General features: G+C 67.9%; 16 protein-coding genes. 7 read left to right on the forward strand and 9 right to left on the reverse strand.

Going from position 1 to position 15,242, the window contains the following annotated elements:
- The first annotated feature begins 36 nt into the window (after positions 1-36).
- From BQ7391_RS08105 to BQ7391_RS08130, 6 genes are all read left to right on the forward strand, one after another.
- Entirely contained in the window at positions 37-474 is a 438-nt protein-coding gene (locus BQ7391_RS08105) for a LysM peptidoglycan-binding domain-containing protein (protein WP_075280142.1), read from the forward strand.
- A gap of 98 nt (positions 475-572) precedes the next feature.
- Positions 573-1,022, forward strand: coding sequence for a transcriptional regulator NrdR (gene nrdR / locus BQ7391_RS08110; RefSeq protein ID WP_075280143.1), 450 nt, complete (start codon positions 573-575; stop codon positions 1,020-1,022).
- A complete protein-coding gene (dut, locus tag BQ7391_RS08115; RefSeq protein WP_075280144.1) occupies positions 1,015-1,461 on the forward strand; it encodes a dUTP diphosphatase in 447 nt (148 codons plus the stop codon). The genes nrdR and dut overlap by 8 nt, the downstream gene beginning before the upstream one ends.
- Positions 1,462-1,542: 81 nt before the next feature.
- Positions 1,543-2,856: an NCS2 family permease gene (locus tag BQ7391_RS08120; RefSeq protein ID WP_075280145.1), complete on the forward strand. Its 1,314-nt coding sequence runs from the start codon at positions 1,543-1,545 to the stop codon at positions 2,854-2,856.
- Positions 2,857-2,932: 76 nt separating this feature from the next.
- A complete protein-coding gene (locus tag BQ7391_RS08125; RefSeq protein ID WP_075280146.1) occupies positions 2,933-4,207 on the forward strand; it encodes a uracil-xanthine permease family protein in 1,275 nt (424 codons plus the stop codon).
- A 139-nt stretch (positions 4,208-4,346) separates the two neighbouring features.
- Positions 4,347-5,294 (forward strand): NAD(P)/FAD-dependent oxidoreductase, encoded by a 948-nt coding sequence (locus BQ7391_RS08130; RefSeq protein ID WP_075280147.1) that lies wholly within the window; start codon positions 4,347-4,349, stop codon positions 5,292-5,294.
- Between the two features lie 141 nt (positions 5,295-5,435).
- Here BQ7391_RS08130 and BQ7391_RS08135 read toward each other — a convergent pair whose 3' ends face one another.
- From BQ7391_RS08135 to serC, 9 genes are all read right to left on the reverse strand, one after another.
- Positions 5,436-7,016, reverse strand: coding sequence for a ClC family H(+)/Cl(-) exchange transporter (locus tag BQ7391_RS08135; RefSeq protein WP_075280148.1), 1,581 nt, complete (start codon positions 7,014-7,016; stop codon positions 5,436-5,438).
- A gap of 7 nt (positions 7,017-7,023) precedes the next feature.
- Positions 7,024-7,557 carry an adenine phosphoribosyltransferase gene (locus BQ7391_RS08140; RefSeq protein WP_075280149.1) on the reverse strand — a complete coding sequence of 178 codons (534 nt, stop codon included), beginning with the start codon at positions 7,555-7,557 and terminating at the stop codon, positions 7,024-7,026.
- A gap of 31 nt (positions 7,558-7,588) precedes the next feature.
- On the reverse strand, positions 7,589-8,329 hold the full coding sequence (gene ftsR / locus BQ7391_RS08145; protein ID WP_075280150.1) for a transcriptional regulator FtsR: 741 nt from the start codon (positions 8,327-8,329) through the stop codon (positions 7,589-7,591).
- A 6-nt stretch (positions 8,330-8,335) separates the two neighbouring features.
- Positions 8,336-8,761 (reverse strand): FHA domain-containing protein, encoded by a 426-nt coding sequence (locus BQ7391_RS08150; protein ID WP_075280151.1) that lies wholly within the window; start codon positions 8,759-8,761, stop codon positions 8,336-8,338.
- 43 nt (positions 8,762-8,804) lie between these two features.
- Positions 8,805-9,185, reverse strand: coding sequence for a Rid family detoxifying hydrolase (locus tag BQ7391_RS08155; RefSeq protein ID WP_075280152.1), 381 nt, complete (start codon positions 9,183-9,185; stop codon positions 8,805-8,807).
- A gap of 48 nt (positions 9,186-9,233) precedes the next feature.
- Positions 9,234-10,064: a hypothetical protein gene (locus BQ7391_RS08160; protein WP_159437358.1), complete on the reverse strand. Its 831-nt coding sequence runs from the start codon at positions 10,062-10,064 to the stop codon at positions 9,234-9,236.
- Between the two features lie 11 nt (positions 10,065-10,075).
- The gene (locus BQ7391_RS08165) at positions 10,076-10,798 is read right to left on the reverse strand and encodes a CDP-alcohol phosphatidyltransferase family protein (RefSeq protein WP_235858649.1); all 723 of its coding nucleotides are present in this window, start codon (positions 10,796-10,798) and stop codon (positions 10,076-10,078) included.
- Positions 10,799-10,907: 109 nt separating this feature from the next.
- On the reverse strand, positions 10,908-12,080 hold the full coding sequence (locus BQ7391_RS08170; protein WP_075280155.1) for a 3-phosphoglycerate dehydrogenase family protein: 1,173 nt from the start codon (positions 12,078-12,080) through the stop codon (positions 10,908-10,910).
- A 141-nt stretch (positions 12,081-12,221) separates the two neighbouring features.
- The gene (gene serC / locus BQ7391_RS08175) at positions 12,222-13,298 is read right to left on the reverse strand and encodes a 3-phosphoserine/phosphohydroxythreonine transaminase (protein ID WP_075280939.1); all 1,077 of its coding nucleotides are present in this window, start codon (positions 13,296-13,298) and stop codon (positions 12,222-12,224) included.
- Positions 13,299-13,554: 256 nt separating this feature from the next.
- On the opposite strand from serC, the gene BQ7391_RS08180 reads away from it, so the two are divergent.
- Positions 13,555-15,153, forward strand: a complete 1,599-nt coding sequence (locus BQ7391_RS08180; protein WP_216628540.1) for a BCCT family transporter — start codon at positions 13,555-13,557, stop codon at positions 15,151-15,153.
- Positions 15,154-15,242 lie beyond the last annotated feature (89 nt).

A 15,242-nucleotide genomic window follows, 5' to 3' on the forward strand; every position in this document is an offset into this window, starting at 1 on the left:
ATAACCGTCCCAGCACACAGAACGAGAGGGGACACCATGAGCCGCAACGCCTGCACCGCCGTCTACGCCTTCGAGGGCACCGCCGCACTCGCCGCGCGCCCCGCGCGCCGCCTCACCCTGGTCGAGGGCGGCCTCAACCGCAAGGGCGCTGCGCCCGCGCCCCGCACGGGACGCCTTGACGCGCTTCAGCTCGTCTTCGCCATCCTCGCGGGCGTCGCCGTCGTGGCCGCCATCGTGCTCGCGTCCGCCCTCTCCGACCTCGCCATCTCCTCCTCTCGCGCCCGGGCCCTCGAGGACGTCGCCACGACGACCGTCACGGTCTCGGAGGGCGACTCCCTCTGGGGCATCGCGGCCGAGCGCCCCGTCGAGGGCGTCGAGACCACCGACCTCGTGCGCTGGATCGCCGACGCCAACGCCCTCGATGGCGCCTCGCTGCGGCCCGGCCAGTCCCTCGTGGTCCCCGCGAGGGGATAGGGGGCCTTCCTTTCCATCGCATTTCAAGACGCCCCGACCCCGGCATCTTTGTGCATTTTGTGATAACTTCACTAGGTGCCGTTTGCCGAGGAGGTTAGATGCGCTGTCCCAAATGCGGTTGCGAGGAGTCGAAGGTCGTCGACTCGAGGCCCTCGGAGAGCAATGACGCCATCAGGCGCCGCCGAGAGTGCACGAGCTGCGGGTTCAGGTTCACCACGTACGAGCGCTGCGAGGAGGTCCCGCTCCTGGTCGTCAAGCGCGACGGCCATAAGGAGCCCTTCGACCGCCAGAAGCTCATGCGCGGCCTCCTCACGGCCACGGTGAAGCGCGACGTCCCCATGAGCGCCCTCACGGGGCTCATCGACAACATCGAGTCCACGCTCCGCGACTCCGGCAAGACGGAGGTCACCTCGGCTGACCTCGGCAGCATGGTGCTCAAGCGCCTCGTCTCCGTCGACAAGGTCGCCTACGTCCGCTTCGCCTCCGTGTATCGCGACTTCAAGGACGTCGACGAGTTCAGCGAGGAGCTGAGGAGCCTTAATGACTGACGACAGGATCGACCTTCCCATCAAGCGGCTCGACCCCACGGTCGAGCTCCCGACCTACGCCTACGAGGGGGACGCCGGCCTCGACCTCAGGGCAAACGAGGACGTGACGCTCGCCCCGCACGAGCGCCGGCTCGTCTCGACGGGCCTGGCCGTCGCCATCCCGGAGGGCTACGCGGGCTTCGTGCAGCCCAGAAGCGGCCTCGCGCTGCGCGAGGGCCTCTCGATGGCGAACACGCCCGGCCTCATCGACGCCCACTACCGCGGCGAGCTCAAGGTCTGCGCCGTCAACCTCGACGACCGCGAGCCCATACGCATCGAGCGCGGCGAGCGCATCGCGCAGCTCGTCATCCAGCGCGTCCCCGTCGTCCGCCTCGTCGAGGTCGACGAGCTCGACGAGACGGACCGCGGAGCCGGCGGCTTCGGCTCGAGCGGCGTCTAGCGCTCCTCGCATCAGGTTCCCCCGCCGCCGGAGCGGCGTCCGAACGCAGTGTACGTGTCACAACGGAAAGGGATGCATTTCATGGAAAAGTTCTTCAAGGCCCAGCAGAGGGGGTCGAGCGTCGGACAGGAGCTTCGCGCCGGCCTGACGACGTTCCTCGCGATGGCGTACATCATCGCGGTGAACCCCTCGCTGCTCACCCAGGCGGGCATTCCCGCGACGGCCGCCGTCACCGCCACCTGCGTCGGCGCCGGCATCATGACGATCTGCATGGGCCTGTTCTCCAACCGCCCGCTCGCCTGCGCCTCCGGCATGGGCGTCAACGCCGTCTTCGCCTTCAGCCTGACCGCCATCGCGGGCGGCGACTGGCACGCCGCGAGCGCCGTCATCTTCGTCGAGGGCGTCGCGATCCTCATCCTGGTCCTCTGCGGCCTGCGCGAGGCCATCATGGACGCGATCCCCGTGTCCCTGCGTCACGCGATCTCCGTCGGCCTCGGCCTGTTCATCGCGATGATCGGCCTCAAGGACGGCGGCATCATCGTCGCCGACGAGTCCACGATGGTCGCCCTCGGCGACGTCTTCAGCCCGACCTTCCTCGTCGGCCTCATCTCCATCATCGCGACGATCGTGCTGTACGCGATGAACGTCAAGGGCTCGCTGCTGCTTGGCATCATCGTCGCCGTCGTCGCCGGCATCCCCCTCGGCGTCACGCAGCTCCCCGCCGGCATCGTGTCCGGCCTTGACTTCTCCTCCTTCGGCGCGCCGTTCCTCGCCGACGAGTCCGGCGTGATGGGCATCGCCAAGGTCGTCACCAACCCCACGCTGCTCGTCTTCGCGTTCTCCCTCATGATGTCCGACTTCTTCGACACCATGGGAACCGCGATGGCCGTGGCCAAGCAGGGCGAGTTCCTCGAGCCCGACGGCCGCGTCCAGAACATCAGGGAGATCCTGATCGTCGACTCCGCCGCAGCGGCGGTGGGCGGCCTGACCGGCGCCTCCTCGATCACCACGTTCGTCGAGTCCGCCTCCGGCGCTGCCGACGGCGGCCGCACCGGCCTCACCTCCGTCACGGCCGGCGTCCTGTTCATCGTCGCCGCGTTCTTCTCGCCGCTCATCTCCATCGTCAACTCCGCCACCACCTGCGGCGCCCTCGTGTTCGTCGGCTTCCTCATGATGAGCGAGGTCGCGGAGATCGACTGGTCCGACCTCCTCGAGGGCCTGCCCGCCTTCCTGATCGTGGCCGGCGTCCCGATGACCTACTCGATCTCCAACGGCATCGGCTTCGGCTTCATCGCGTATGTGATCGTCGCCGCCGTCACCGGCCAGATCAAGAAGGTCAAGCCGCTCATGTGGGTCGCGGCCCTCGCCTTCCTCGTCTACTTCCTCGTCGTCTAGCGCGAGGCGCCCCTCGCGGGCCCGGGCACGGCGCCCGGGCCCGCTTTCTTGTACGCATGTCCCGAAGGGAGGTCTCATGAGCTCTCATGAGCGTGAGGTCATCGGCGTTGACGACCGCGTCTCGGTCGGCCGCGCCATTCCGCTCGGCATCCAGCACATGATGTCGATGTTCGGCTCGACGGTGCTCGTCCCGGTCCTTACCGGGCTCGACCCCAACGTCGCCATCATGTGCTCGGGCATCGGAACGATCTGCTACCTGCTGGTGACCGGCAACAAGATTCCGAGCTACCTCGGCAGCTCGTTTGCCTTCATCAGCCCCATCCTCGCCGTCGGCGCGACCCAGGGCCTTGACGCGGCCATGTCCGGCGTCATCGTCGCCGGCATGGTGTTTCTCGCCGTCGCGGGCATCATCCGCCTCGTGGGCACGGGCTGGCTCGACCGGTTCCTGCCGCCCGTCCTCGTCGCGTCGGTGATGGTCGTCATCGGCGTCGGCCTCTCCGCCACGGCGGCCGACATGGCCTTCATGACCGACCTTTCGGACGGCACGTCCGCGTTCTACGGCGTCGGCGCCATCGTCGCCGCCGTGACGCTGGTCGCCGCCGTCGTCTTCTCGAGCATGGGCGGCATGTTCGGTACCATTCCCGTCCTTCTCGCCATCATCGTCGGGTATCTCGTCTCCATCCCGTTCGGCCTCGTCGACTTCTCGTCCGTCGCGGACGCCGCCTGGATCGGCCTGCCGAGCATCTCGGCGCCGCGCTTCGACTGGGGCGCGGTCGCGCTCATCGCCCCGGTCGCCGTCGTCGTGGTCATCGAGCACATCGGGCACCTGCTCGCGGTCGGCGAGATCGTGGGCAAGGACTACCGCTCCATGCTTCCGCGCTCGCTCGCCGGCGACGGCATCTCCACGATGATCTCCGGCTTCCTCGGCGGCCCCCCGACGACCACCTATGCGGAGAACATCGGCGTCATGAGCGTGACCCGGGTCTACTCAACGCAGATCTTCTGGTACGCGGGCGGCTTCGCCCTCGTCATCGGCGGCTTCTGCCCCAAGCTCGCGGCGCTCATCCAGTCGATCCCAAGCCCGGTCATGGGCGGCGTGTCGCTCCTGCTCTTCGGCCTCATCGCGTCGAACGGCCTGCGCATGCTCGTCTCGAACCGCGTTGACTTCGACGTCAACCGAAACCTCATGATCGCTTCGGTCGTCATCATCCTGGGCGTCGGCATGGAGACCTCCGGCATCGCCATCCCCATCGGCGACTACACGCTCCCCGGCATGGCCACCTCGGCGCTGGCGGGCATCCTGCTCAACCTCATCCTTCCCGGCCGCCCCTCCGCCGAGGCGGGCGACTAGCGCGAGCCGCGCGTCATGGCTCTTCGACGAGAGGGTGGCCCGATATATGTGGGCCACCCTCTCTCATTTAGGCGTTGCAGCGGGGAAGCATGGGGTACCATCAGAGAAAGGCCAAAAGGAGCAGGGGAGGAGCCCTATCATGGACGCAACTCAGAAGGACCTCGTCATCGTGGGAGGGGGGCCGGCCGGCCTCTCGGCCGCCATCTACGCGAGCCGCTCGCTGCTCGATGCGGTGACGCTCGAGCGGGAGGCGCTCGGCGGCCAGGTCATCCTCACGAGCGAGGTCGACAACTACCCGGGCGTCCCGCACGCGGACGGCTACGGCCTCACCGAGGCGATGCGGGAGCAGGCGGCCGGCCTCGGGGCCGACATCAGGATGGAGCCCGTCGACTCGCTCGAGCGGAACGCGGAGACCGGCCGCTTCCAGGTGCGCACGCCGTCAGCTGCGTATGACGCAGCCGCCGTCATCGTCTCAGCGGGCGCCCAGCCGCGCAAGGCCGGCTTCGTGGGCGAGGAGCGCTATGCGGGGCACGGCGTCTCGTACTGCGCCACATGCGACGGGATGTTCTACAGGGGCAAACAGGTGTTCGTAATCGGCGGAGGCAACTCAGCTGCCGAGGAGGCGCTGTTCCTGACGCGATTTGCGAGCAAGGTCACCGTGGTCGTGCGAAAGGACCACCTGAGGGCGCAGGCATCCGTCGTGTCCGAGCTCGAGCGCAGCGAGAAGGTCGAGCTGCGCCTCATGACGAGCATCGTCGAGCTCGGCGGCGGCGAGCTCCCGTCAAGCATCACGTTTCGTGACAACGCCACTGGAGAGACGCACGTCGAGACCTATGAGGAGGGCTCGTTCGGGGTCTTCGTCCTCGTGGGCCGCGTGCCCGAGTCCGGGCTTCTGAGGGGTCTCGTCGAGCTCGACGAGAGTGGCTATGCGGTGACGGACGAGCGCATGGCCACGACGACGCCGGGGCTCTTCGTGGCGGGCGACGTGCGGCGCAAGCCGCTCAGGCAGATCGTCACGGCGGCCTCGGACGGCGCCGTCGCCGCGACGAGCGTCGCCACGTACCTCGGGCATCCCGTCGAGGGGTGACGCCATCTCGCGGTTTTCCCTGCGGCCGCCTCGGACACCACAATCCGAGGCGGCCGCGCTCCTCTCTATCAGAGTGCTCCCACAAACAAAACGATGATAATATATCTTATGTAAAGTAGGGATAACGGGAGGCATCCCCTGTCAGAGGACGCGCTGCGAGGACATGAGTCGGAGCTTGAGGAAGGCGTCGTCGGTCACCGAGGAGTCGACGATGACCAGGAGTCGGTCGAGGGCCTCGATGCGCGTGCTTCCCGTGGGCACCACGTCTCCGCCCGCGCGCTCGATCGTCACGACGCGCATGCCGTCAGGCCACGGCACCTCTTTGACGAGCATGCCCTCCAGGCGGCTTCCAGCCCCCACGAGGATGGTCTGGAGCGACTTGCCGCCCGCCGTCCCCGCGCCCTCCTCTGACGCCCGTTCCGATGACCCGAGGAGCGCCGCGAGCAGGTGCTCGTAGAACGACTCGGTCTCGGTGAGGTTGGCGGTCACGTAGGCCATGACGGACACGATCGAGGCCGAGAGAAGCGCGTCGAGCGACCCGGTGAGCTCGAACACGAGCACGACCGCCGTCACGGGAGCCCTCACGACGCCAGAGAAGAGCCCGGCCACGCCGAGCGCGACGAAGTTCGGGAAGTACTCCCCCGGCACCCCGAGAGCGCCCGCCGCGCGCGAAAAGAGGCCCCCCAGGAGCGCTCCCATGACCACGAGCGGGAGAAGGGTCCCGCCCGGGGCCCCCGAGCCGAAGCACACGGTGGTGAAGAGGTACTTTCCGAGCAGGAGCGCGAGGATGGCGGTGACGCCGAGCCCCGGGGGGGACGCGAGGAGCTCGATGATGGCGTCCCCGCCGCAGAGCAGCTCCGGCCAGGCAAAGGCAACGATGCCGGCGAGCGCGAAGGGCACGGCGAGCCGAGCCAGCGGCAGGCGCGAGCGCACCTTCCCGAAGAGGTCTTGACAGGCGAACATGCCCCGGTTGTGTAGTGCGCCGAGGATTCCCGCCAGGAGCCCGAGGACCACGACGAGGGCGTAGCTCGCATGGGGCAGGTCGGCCCCGAGGGCGAGGCTTATCACGGGGGAGACGCCGATCGCCTGGGAGACCAGGTAGTCGGAGGCGACCGACGAGCACATGACCGAGATGATGAGCGGCGCGGTGAACTCCTTGTGTATCTCCTCGAGCGCAAAGAGGACGCCGGTCAGCGGGGCGTGGAAGGCGGCGGACATCCCGGCGGCGGCGCCGCAGGTGACGAGCAGGCGCTCCTCTCCCCTCCTCCTGCGCAGGGCCCGCGAGACCGCCTTTCCCGACATGCCGCCCAGCTGGACGGACGGGCCCTCGCGCCCGAGCGAGAGCCCGGCGAGGGCGAGCATCGTGCCCTCTGCGAACTTGGCGGGTATGACCCTTCGCCAGGGTGCGTCCATGCGGTCGACGACCTCGGCGTCGATCTGCGGGATGCCGGAGCCGGAGGTGGCGGGCTCCCAGACGATGAGGGCGGAGACGCAGGCGAGAAGAACGGCGAGGACCGCGAACCATGCGGCCATGAGCAGCGGGTTTCCCACGGCTGCGCCCGTGACGAGGCGCAGGAGCCGCTCGGCGTTCGAGAGGACGAGGCGGTAGAGCGTGACCACGCCGCCGGCGACGAGCCCGACGACCAGGCCCTCGAGCACGAGGGCTACCTGGAAGCGCCGAGAGAGGCGCCTGACTATCTCCTGTTGCGGAAGGTCCTCCATCCGGGCGCTAGGAGACCTTGACGAGGGTATAGACCTCGTGGTCGCACGCCTCGGAGATGACCTCGCGCGGCTTGAGGAAGGCGAGCTCGAGGATGAAGGCGAAGCCCTCGACGGCGGCGCCCGACTGCTCGACGAGGCGCGCGGCCGCGATCGCGGTGCCGCCGGTCGCGACGAGGTCGTCGACGACGAGGACGCGGTCCTCGGGGGTCAGCGCGTCGCGGTGGATCTGGATCTCGTCGGTCCCGTACTCGAGGGAGTAGCTCTGGGAGTAGACGGCGCGGGGGAGCTTGCCGGGCTTGCGGGCGGGGACGAACCCGCAGCCGAGGCGGTATGCGACGGGCGCACCGATGAGGAAGCCGCGCGCCTCCGCGCCCACGACCTTGGTGATGCCCCGTCCCTCGAAGTGCCCGGCGATGTCGTCGACGACGGCGCGCAGCGCCTCCGGGTCGTCGAAGAGCGGGGTGATGTCCTTGAAGACGACGCCCGGCTCGGGGTAGTCGGGGATGTCGATGATGCGGCTCGCGAAGTCGAAGTCTGACAAGGCTTCCCTCTCCTCTCGCGGGTGGCCGGGCCTAGCGCTCGGCGCCCTTGTCCTTGAACGGTTCCTTGACGCGCCTCTGGATGAGCTCGTCCCTCACGGCGTTGGTGAGCCCGAGCATGCGGGAGAACGCATGGTTGAAGCGCTGGCGCGTCTCGTCGGTGGGTTCGAGCTCGACGCCGCCGCCCTTCCGGGCGTAGACGACGAGGGCCTGCTCGAACATGGCGGACTCGCGATTGGCGGCGATGACGTACTGTCTGAGGTTCTTCGGCCCGATGCCGAAGTGGCGCAGCTCGTCGCAGACGCGGATGAGGGGGAAGTCGCGCCCGTCGACGAGGTCGCGCCCGTGGGGGGACCTCGTGAGGGTGATGACGCCGGCCTCGGAGAGCTGGCGCACAAAGCTCGCGGTGGCACCGGTGAGCTCGGGCATGCGGTCGATGGGATGGAGCTTGCCGGCGACCTCCTCGTCGTCGACGGGAAGCGCTATGGGTTCCGCGCCCCCGAGCTCGGGGCTCGACGGCTGGCCGCTGTCGGCGCGCTCGAGCTCCTCCTTGATGACCGAGAGCGGGAGGAAGCGGTTCTTCTGGAGGTAGAGGATGGTCTCGAGGCGCCTGACGTCGCGCTGCGAGTAGAGGCGATAGCCGCTCGGCGTGCGCGAGGGGTTGAGAAGGCCCTCGTCCTGCAGGTAGCGCACCTTGGAGACGGAGAGGTCGGGGTACTGCTGCTGCAGCCGCTTGACGACCTTGCCTATGGTCAGGTATCCCGCGTCGGCCATGGGGCCTTACGCCTCCGCGTCGATTCTGCGCGGGCGGCCGTTCACGTGGAACACCATGCGGAACGTGCCGATCTGAATCGTGGAGCCGTCCTTGAGGCTCGCCTTGCTCACGATGGCGCCGTCGACCCAGGTGCCGTTGAGCGAGCCGAGGTCCTCGATGGTGGCGATGCCGAGCGCGCTGTTGGAGAGGTCCATGGTGGCGTGGCGGCGCGAGACCGTCATGTCGTTCAGGAAGACGCTGTTCTTGGGGTCGCGCCCGAGCGTGATCTCGGGGGCGTCGAGCTCGAAGGTCTCGCCGATCTGCGGGCCCTTCACGATGGTGAGCGTCGGGTGCGCGGGCTTTGTCGTCCCCATGAGGTCGGGGATCGTCGAGTCCGCCGCGGGCATGCGGAAGATCTCGGTGGAGCCGGCGCTGGTATTGGTGTTGGGCATGTGTCTCCCCTCGTTTCTGTTCAGAGTACCATCATAGCGCGCTTCACCTGCACGCGACACAGTCCATCTCAATCAGCGCGCCAAGCGGCAGCTCGGACACCCCCACCACGGCCCGGGCGGGGGCCGGGGTCGTGAACCTGCGCGCGTAGACCTCGTTCATGGCCTCCATGTCCTCGAGGCTCGCGAGGTAGACGGTTGTCTGGGCGACGTCGGCGAGCGTGCAGCCCACCTCCTTGAGGATGGACTCGATGATGTCGATGACACGCTCGGTCTGCTCGGAGATGCCGCCCGGGACGAGCGAGCGGTTGTCGTCGGGGGAGATCGGGAGCTGGCCGGAGGCAAAGACGAGCCGCCCGGCGGTCGTGCCCTGCGAGTACGGGCCGATGGCGTCGGGCGCCTCCTGGGCGTTGATCGAGTACTTCACGTCTGCCTCTCCCCTCCCGGGGCGTCGCCCCGATCGCGTGGCGCGCCGCTAGGACGCGAGCCCCCGTGCCCCGACGAAGTCGTCCCCGTCCCTGACGATGCCCCATCCCTCAAGCTCCGCGCGGCCGAGGGCGACGGGGCCCTCGGCGGAGAGCGCGGCGGCCCAGGGGAGGCTGCGGGCGAGCAGCTCGCGGACGGCCTCGACCCCCACCGGGGACACCTCGGCGAAGGACAGGAGGCTTCGCCAGATCGCACGCGACGACGGCGCGGGGACGAGAAGGAGGTAGGCCTCGCAGCCGGCCACGGGGACGCGCGCGAGGAGGGCGGGTATCGCGTCGAGCCGCACCGAGGCGACCTCGCCCGCGCGGGGCAGGCGAGCCTGGGAGAGGTAGTCGGAGACCACGCTCCCGGCGCCCCTCCCGGCGCAGAGCAGGGGCACGAGCATGTCGCTCGCGTCCTCGAGCGCGCAGTCGCGAAGGGGGCCCTCGTCGCCGCCCGCCCCACGCACGAGCTCGAGCCAGGCGACGGCCGCCTCGCCTCGCGGGGTCGGGTCGACGAGCACGTGCTCGTGGTCGCCCGTCCTCAGGACGAGCGGGGCGCCCAGCACGCTGCCGTCCCCCCGTAGCACCGCCTCGAAGGACGCCTCCCCTACCGAGAGGGGCCTGCCGGCGAGCGCGGATCGGGCGAGGTCGGGAGCGGCGTCACCGGAGAGCAGGGCGTAGGTCGTGCCCGTGAGGTCGGCGACGACGGCGCCAAGGAGCGCCTCGTCGAGGTCCTTCTCGCCCTCGCAGGGGTAGGACCGCACGGCGAGAAGCCCGGTTGACTCGTTGGGCAGAAAGCGGGCCCCGAGCAGGAGGTGCTCCTCGTAGAGCGCTCCCATGCGCGCCCCCATCAGCGCTCGCCGCCCTTGCTCGCGCGAATGATCCCGAGGGCGGTGCGGGTGTAGACGACGGCGGTCGCCGCCGAGCAGATGACGCCGGCGTACACGAAGAAGATCCCGAGCGCCGCGGCCTGCCCGTTGAGCCCGGGCAGCCAGGGCGCGCCGGCGATGCCGAGCCCGTCGATCACGGGCATGCCGAGCAGGAGGTCGCAGAAGCCGAACATGAGCAGGGCCGTGGCGACCTTGCCGATGTAGGCGACGTCGATCGGGCGCACGCGGAAGTGCCTGAGGACGAGTCCGCCCACGGCGAGGTAGACGTCGCGGCCGATGACGAAGACGGGGACCCAGACGGGGAGCTCCCCCATGACGAGGAGCCCGAGCACGCCGGTGAAGAGCAGCACGCGGTCCATGATCGGGTCCATGATCTTGCCGAGCCAGCTCACCGTCTGGGTGCGCCGGGCGACCTGGCCGTCGAGAAAGTCGGTCACCGCCGCAACGGCGTAGCAGGTGAGGGCGAGCGCGCGGTTGCCGCCGCCCGTGAACAGCGCGAGGAAGGCGAACGTGAGGGCGAGGCGGCAGAAGGTTATGACATTGGCGACCGTGAGGACCTGGGTGGAGGGGTTCTCCGACGAGCCGACGGGCGCGTTGGCGCGGCCGGTCCTCTGTCGCTCCGCGGCATCGGCGTCCGCGATGTCGCGGAGCAGCGATGTGATGCGGTCGGTTCTCTCTGACACTACTCGCCTCTCGAGCCTGGGCCTGCAGTCCTCAATCGAGATACCCATATTAGCGTACTTTCATTCGCTCGCCCCGGGATGCGCCCGGGGCGAGCGGGCCCAACTGCGGCTAGGGGCGCTCGATGACGCGCACGCGGCGCACGCCGGCGACCTGGGAGAGCTGCTCGCTCACCTCGGGGGTGACGTCGCCCGAGACCTCGATGAGCGTGTAGGCGTTGCCGCCGCGGCTCTTGTTGGTCATGTTCTCGATGTTGAGGCCGGAGGCGGCGAGCGTCGCGGAGAGGAGGCCGATGACGCCCTGGACGTTCTCGTGGAAGATCGCCACGCGCTCGTCGCCCTCGCCCACGGGGCCGAGGTCCACCTGCCCGTAGTTGACGGAGTTCCTGATGTTTCCGTTCTCGAGGTAGTCCTTGAGCTCGTTGGCCGCCATGACGGCGCAGTTGTCCTCGGCCTCGCCGGTCGAGGCGCCGAGGTGCGGCAGCACGATGGCGTTTCTCATGTTGGCGCTCGCGGGGTTGGCGAAGTCGGTGACGTAGCGGCCCACGCGGCCGTCGTCGAGCGCCTCGGCGAGCGCCTGCTCGTCGACGAGCAGGTCGCGGGCGAAGTTGAGCAGCACGGCGCCGCGCGGCATGCGCGCGATCATCTCGGCCGAGATCATCTTGCGCGTTGAGTCGGTGGCCGGGACGTGCAGCGTCACGAAGTCGCAGCGGGAGAGCATCTCGCCGAGGTCCGTGACGTGCTCGATCCTGCGGTCGAGGCTCCAGGCGGCGTTGATGGAGAGGTACGGGTCGTAGCCCATGACCTCGCACCCGAGGTCGATGAGGGAGTTTGCGACCGCGGCGCCGATGGCCCCGAGGCCCACCACGCCGACGCTCTTGCCCGCGAGCTCGCAGCCGCCGAACTGCTTCTTGGCCTTCTCGGCCTTCTTGCCGACCTCGGGGTCGTCGCTGTTCTCTGCCACCCACGCCGCGCCCCCGATGACGTCGCGGCACGCGAGGAGCATGCCGCAGATGACGAGCTCCTTCACCGCGTTGGCGTTCGCCCCGGGCGTGTTGAAGACGACGACGCCCTGCTCGGCGCAGCGCTCGACCGGGATGTTGTTGACGCCGGCCCCCGCGCGGGCGATGGCCAGAAGGCCGTCCGCGAGCTCAAGCTCGTGGAGGTTCGCGGAGCGCACCATGAGGGCGTCGGCGCCCTCCGGCTCGCTCACGAACTCGTAGCCCTCGCCGAGGTGGTCGGTCCCGACCTTGGCGATGTTGTTGAGGCAGCAGATCTTGTACATGGTTCCCTCCGCAAAATGGGGACGTGTTTTTTCGCGCAGAAGACTTGGGACAGGTTTGTGCCTGGCTGATAAGGGGACGCGCCTGCCCAGAAAACCTGTCCCAAATCTTCTGCGCGAAAAAACACGTCCCCATTTTGCAGGTCAGTGAGAGAGCTCGAAGTCCTTCATGAAGCTGACGAGCGCCTCCACGCCCTCGCGCGGCATGGCGTTGTAGATGGAGGCGCGCATGCCGCCCACCGAGCGGTGCCCCTTGAGGTTGACGAGCCCCGCCTTGGCGGCCTCGGCGACGAACTCCGCGTCGAGCTCCTTGTTCCCGGTCACGAACGGCACGTTCATGAGCGAGCGGTCGCTCGGCTCCACGGTGGACGAGAAGAGCTCCGATTCGTCGAGGAAGTCGTAGAGCAGGGCAGCCTTCTCGGCGTTCCTCTCCCCCATCGCGGCGAGCCCGCCGTTCTTCTCGATCCACTTGAAGACCTTGCCGCAGACGTAGATGCCCCAGCAGTTGGGGGTGTTGTAGAGCGAGCCCGCGTCGATCTGCGTCTTGAGGCGCAGCATCGTGGGGACGCCGGGCAGGTCGTCGGGCACGAGGTCCTCGCGGACGATCACGATCTGGACGCCGGCGGGGCCCACGTTCTTCTGGACGCCCGCGTGGATGAGGCCGTAGCGGGTGACGTCCACGGGCCCGGAGAGGAACATCGAGCTCTGGTCTGCCACGAGGACGTGGCCCTTGGTGTTGGGCAGCTCGCCGAACTTGGTGCCGTAGATCGTGTTGTTCTCGCAGATGTAGAGGTAGCTCGCGTCCTCGCGGATGGGCAGGTCGGAGCAGTCGGGGATGTAGGAGAAGTTCTTGTCGGCAGAAGAGGCAACGGCCACGGCGTCGCCGAGAATCTGCGCCTCCTGGAAGGCCTTCTTGGCCCAGTTGCCGGTGATGACGTAGTCCGCCTTGCCGTTGGCGGCGAGGTTCATGAAGACCGTGGAGAAGAGCAGGGAGTCGCCACCCTGGGTGAAGATGACCTTGTAGTTCTCGGGGATGTTCATGAGGGCCCTGAGGTCCGCCTCGGCGTCGTCGATGATCTTCTGGAAGACGGAAGATCGGTGACTCATCTCCATGACGCTCATGCCGCAGCCGGCATAGTCGAGCATCTCGTCCGCGCACTGCCTGAGGACCTCCTCGGGCAGAACGGCGGGGCCAGCGGAGAAGTTGTACACGCGTGCCATGTCGTCCTCCAATGTCTGGTGCAGAAACGTCCTTCCATCTTAGGCACGCCCGCGTCCCGGCGACGCTTCCCGCCACACAGCGTTTGCCCGCACGAAACGCGCGCGACACACGCGTGGCGTCGCCATCGGCTACCTGCGCACTCCATCGCACGCACACGTAACAGATAAGCACTTTGCTATCTTCAAATGTGAATTGCGACGAGTAGCTGCGAGAAAGGGTGGCGTCAGGATGACTCAACGGGGGCTTACGAGCAGGGTGAGGGCGTTTCTGGCGGACACCACGGCGGTCTTCTGGATCTCGCTCGCGCTCTCGGCGGCCATCGTTCTTGCGGGCCTCCTCGTCCCGAATGAGCTTCTGTCGCTCACCACGTGGCTGCGGGACCTCATCTCCGCTCAGCTCGGTTGGTACTACCTGCTGCTGGTCTCGGCCATCCTCTTCTTCTGCCTGTTCCTCATTCTGAGCCCCATCGGACGCATTCACCTGGGGGAGCCCGACTCGGTCCCCGAGCACTCGAGGGGGTCGTGGATCGCGATGCTCTTCTCGGCGGGGATGGGCATCGGCCTCATCTTCTACGGCGCCTACGAACCCCTCTCGCACTATGCCCTCAATGCCCCCGAGGCGGAGGTCGGCTCGCTCGACGCGCTCCGGGACGCCATGAAGTACTCCTTCTTCCACTGGGGCTTCTCGGCGTGGGCGATATACGGCGTCGTCGCGCTCGCTCTTGCCTACTTCACCTTCAGGAAGAAGGAGCGCGCGCTGCTCTCCGTCACGCTGAAGCCGCTCTTCGGGGCTAGGATGGACGGTCCGGCGGGACGCGTCGTCGACGCGACCGCCGAGTTCGCCACGGTCATCTCCGTCGCGGCGAGCCTCGGCTTCGGGGCCATGCAGATTGCGGGTGGGCTCAACTTCCTCTTCGGGGTCCCTCGAACCCCGCTTCTCGAGATCGCCATCGTCGTCGTTGCGACGGCGCTCTACGTGGCGTCCGCCACCTCGGGGGTGAACAGTGGCGTCAAGCTCCTCTCCAACCTCAACATGGTTCTCGCCTCCGCCCTCGTCTGCGCCTGCCTGCTTCTGGGGCCCACCTCCCAGATCATGAACGCGATGGTGTCGGCTGTCGGCGCGTATCTGCAGGACCTTGTTCGAATGAGCTTCCGTGCAGCTGCCTACGACGTCGCGCAACACGCCTGGATAGAGCGCTGGACCGTCTTCTACTGGGCGTGGTGGCTCGCCGGAGCTCCCTTTACCGGCGCGTTCATCGCCCGTGTGTCGCGTGGGAGGACCATTCGCGAGTTTCTCCTCACGGTAATCGTGGTCCCCTCGGTCGTGGGGATGGTCTGGTTCTCGACCATGGGGACCCTATCGACGGGCGCGGAGATCGGCGGGGCGGGCGTATCGGGGCTCGCCGTGGAGGAGGTGCTCTTTGGGACGCTCGCGCAGTACCCGCTCGGACCGGCCCTCTCAATCGTGGCCATCGCGCTCGTTTTCTCGTTCTTTGTCACGAGCGCCGACTCTGCGACCTACGTGATGGGGTCGCTCTCTGAGGGAGGCAGCCTGAGGCCGCATCGGCCCACCCTCGTCGTCTGCGGTCTTCTCGTCTCTCTCATCGCCACGATTCTGCTGCTCGGCGGCGGGCTTGACGCGCTGCAGAACGTCGTCATCATCTTCGCGCTGCCGTTCTCGGTCGTCGTGCTGCTCATGATGGTGGCCCTCTACCGAGAGCTCGATCACGAGCGGAGGATGATGGGCCTGTTCATCACGCCAGACGCCGTCCCTGAGCGCGGGAGGCCGTATCGCTCCTACGAGGACGGTGACCCGAGGCGTGGGTCGACGTCTGGACGGCCTTCTTCAAAATAAAATTGGAGACTAAGACACACATTGTAGGGAATTATTGCAGTACATATTACGTTACGTCATCGTCTGACCGCTCGCGCGCGAGGAGGCGC

The organism is Thermophilibacter provencensis (assembly GCF_900128445.1).
In the GTDB taxonomy this organism is placed as follows: Bacteria; Actinomycetota; Coriobacteriia; order Coriobacteriales; family Atopobiaceae; genus Thermophilibacter; species Thermophilibacter provencensis.

Bases quoted from the DNA above. Each gene is read 5' to 3' on its own strand.
- BQ7391_RS08135 (WP_075280148.1), bottom strand. From the start codon at position 7,016: ATGGAGGACCTTCCGCAACAGGAGATAGTCAGGCGCCTCTCTCGGCGC.
- serC (WP_075280939.1), bottom strand. From the start codon at position 13,298: ATGGCACGCGTGTACAACTTCTCCGCTGGCCCCGCCGTTCTGCCCGAG.
- dut (WP_075280144.1), top strand. From the start codon at position 1,015: ATGACTGACGACAGGATCGACCTTCCCATCAAGCGGCTCGACCCCACG.
- BQ7391_RS08170 (WP_075280155.1), bottom strand. From the start codon at position 12,080: ATGTACAAGATCTGCTGCCTCAACAACATCGCCAAGGTCGGGACCGAC.
- BQ7391_RS08125 (WP_075280146.1), top strand. From the start codon at position 2,933: ATGAGCTCTCATGAGCGTGAGGTCATCGGCGTTGACGACCGCGTCTCG.
- nrdR (WP_075280143.1), top strand. From the start codon at position 573: ATGCGCTGTCCCAAATGCGGTTGCGAGGAGTCGAAGGTCGTCGACTCG.
- BQ7391_RS08105 (WP_075280142.1), top strand. From the start codon at position 37: ATGAGCCGCAACGCCTGCACCGCCGTCTACGCCTTCGAGGGCACCGCC.
- ftsR (WP_075280150.1), bottom strand. From the start codon at position 8,329: ATGGCCGACGCGGGATACCTGACCATAGGCAAGGTCGTCAAGCGGCTG.
- BQ7391_RS08160 (WP_159437358.1), bottom strand. From the start codon at position 10,064: ATGGGAGCGCTCTACGAGGAGCACCTCCTGCTCGGGGCCCGCTTTCTG.
- BQ7391_RS08150 (WP_075280151.1), bottom strand. From the start codon at position 8,761: ATGCCCAACACCAATACCAGCGCCGGCTCCACCGAGATCTTCCGCATG.
- BQ7391_RS08130 (WP_075280147.1), top strand. From the start codon at position 4,347: ATGGACGCAACTCAGAAGGACCTCGTCATCGTGGGAGGGGGGCCGGCC.
- BQ7391_RS08120 (WP_075280145.1), top strand. From the start codon at position 1,543: ATGGAAAAGTTCTTCAAGGCCCAGCAGAGGGGGTCGAGCGTCGGACAG.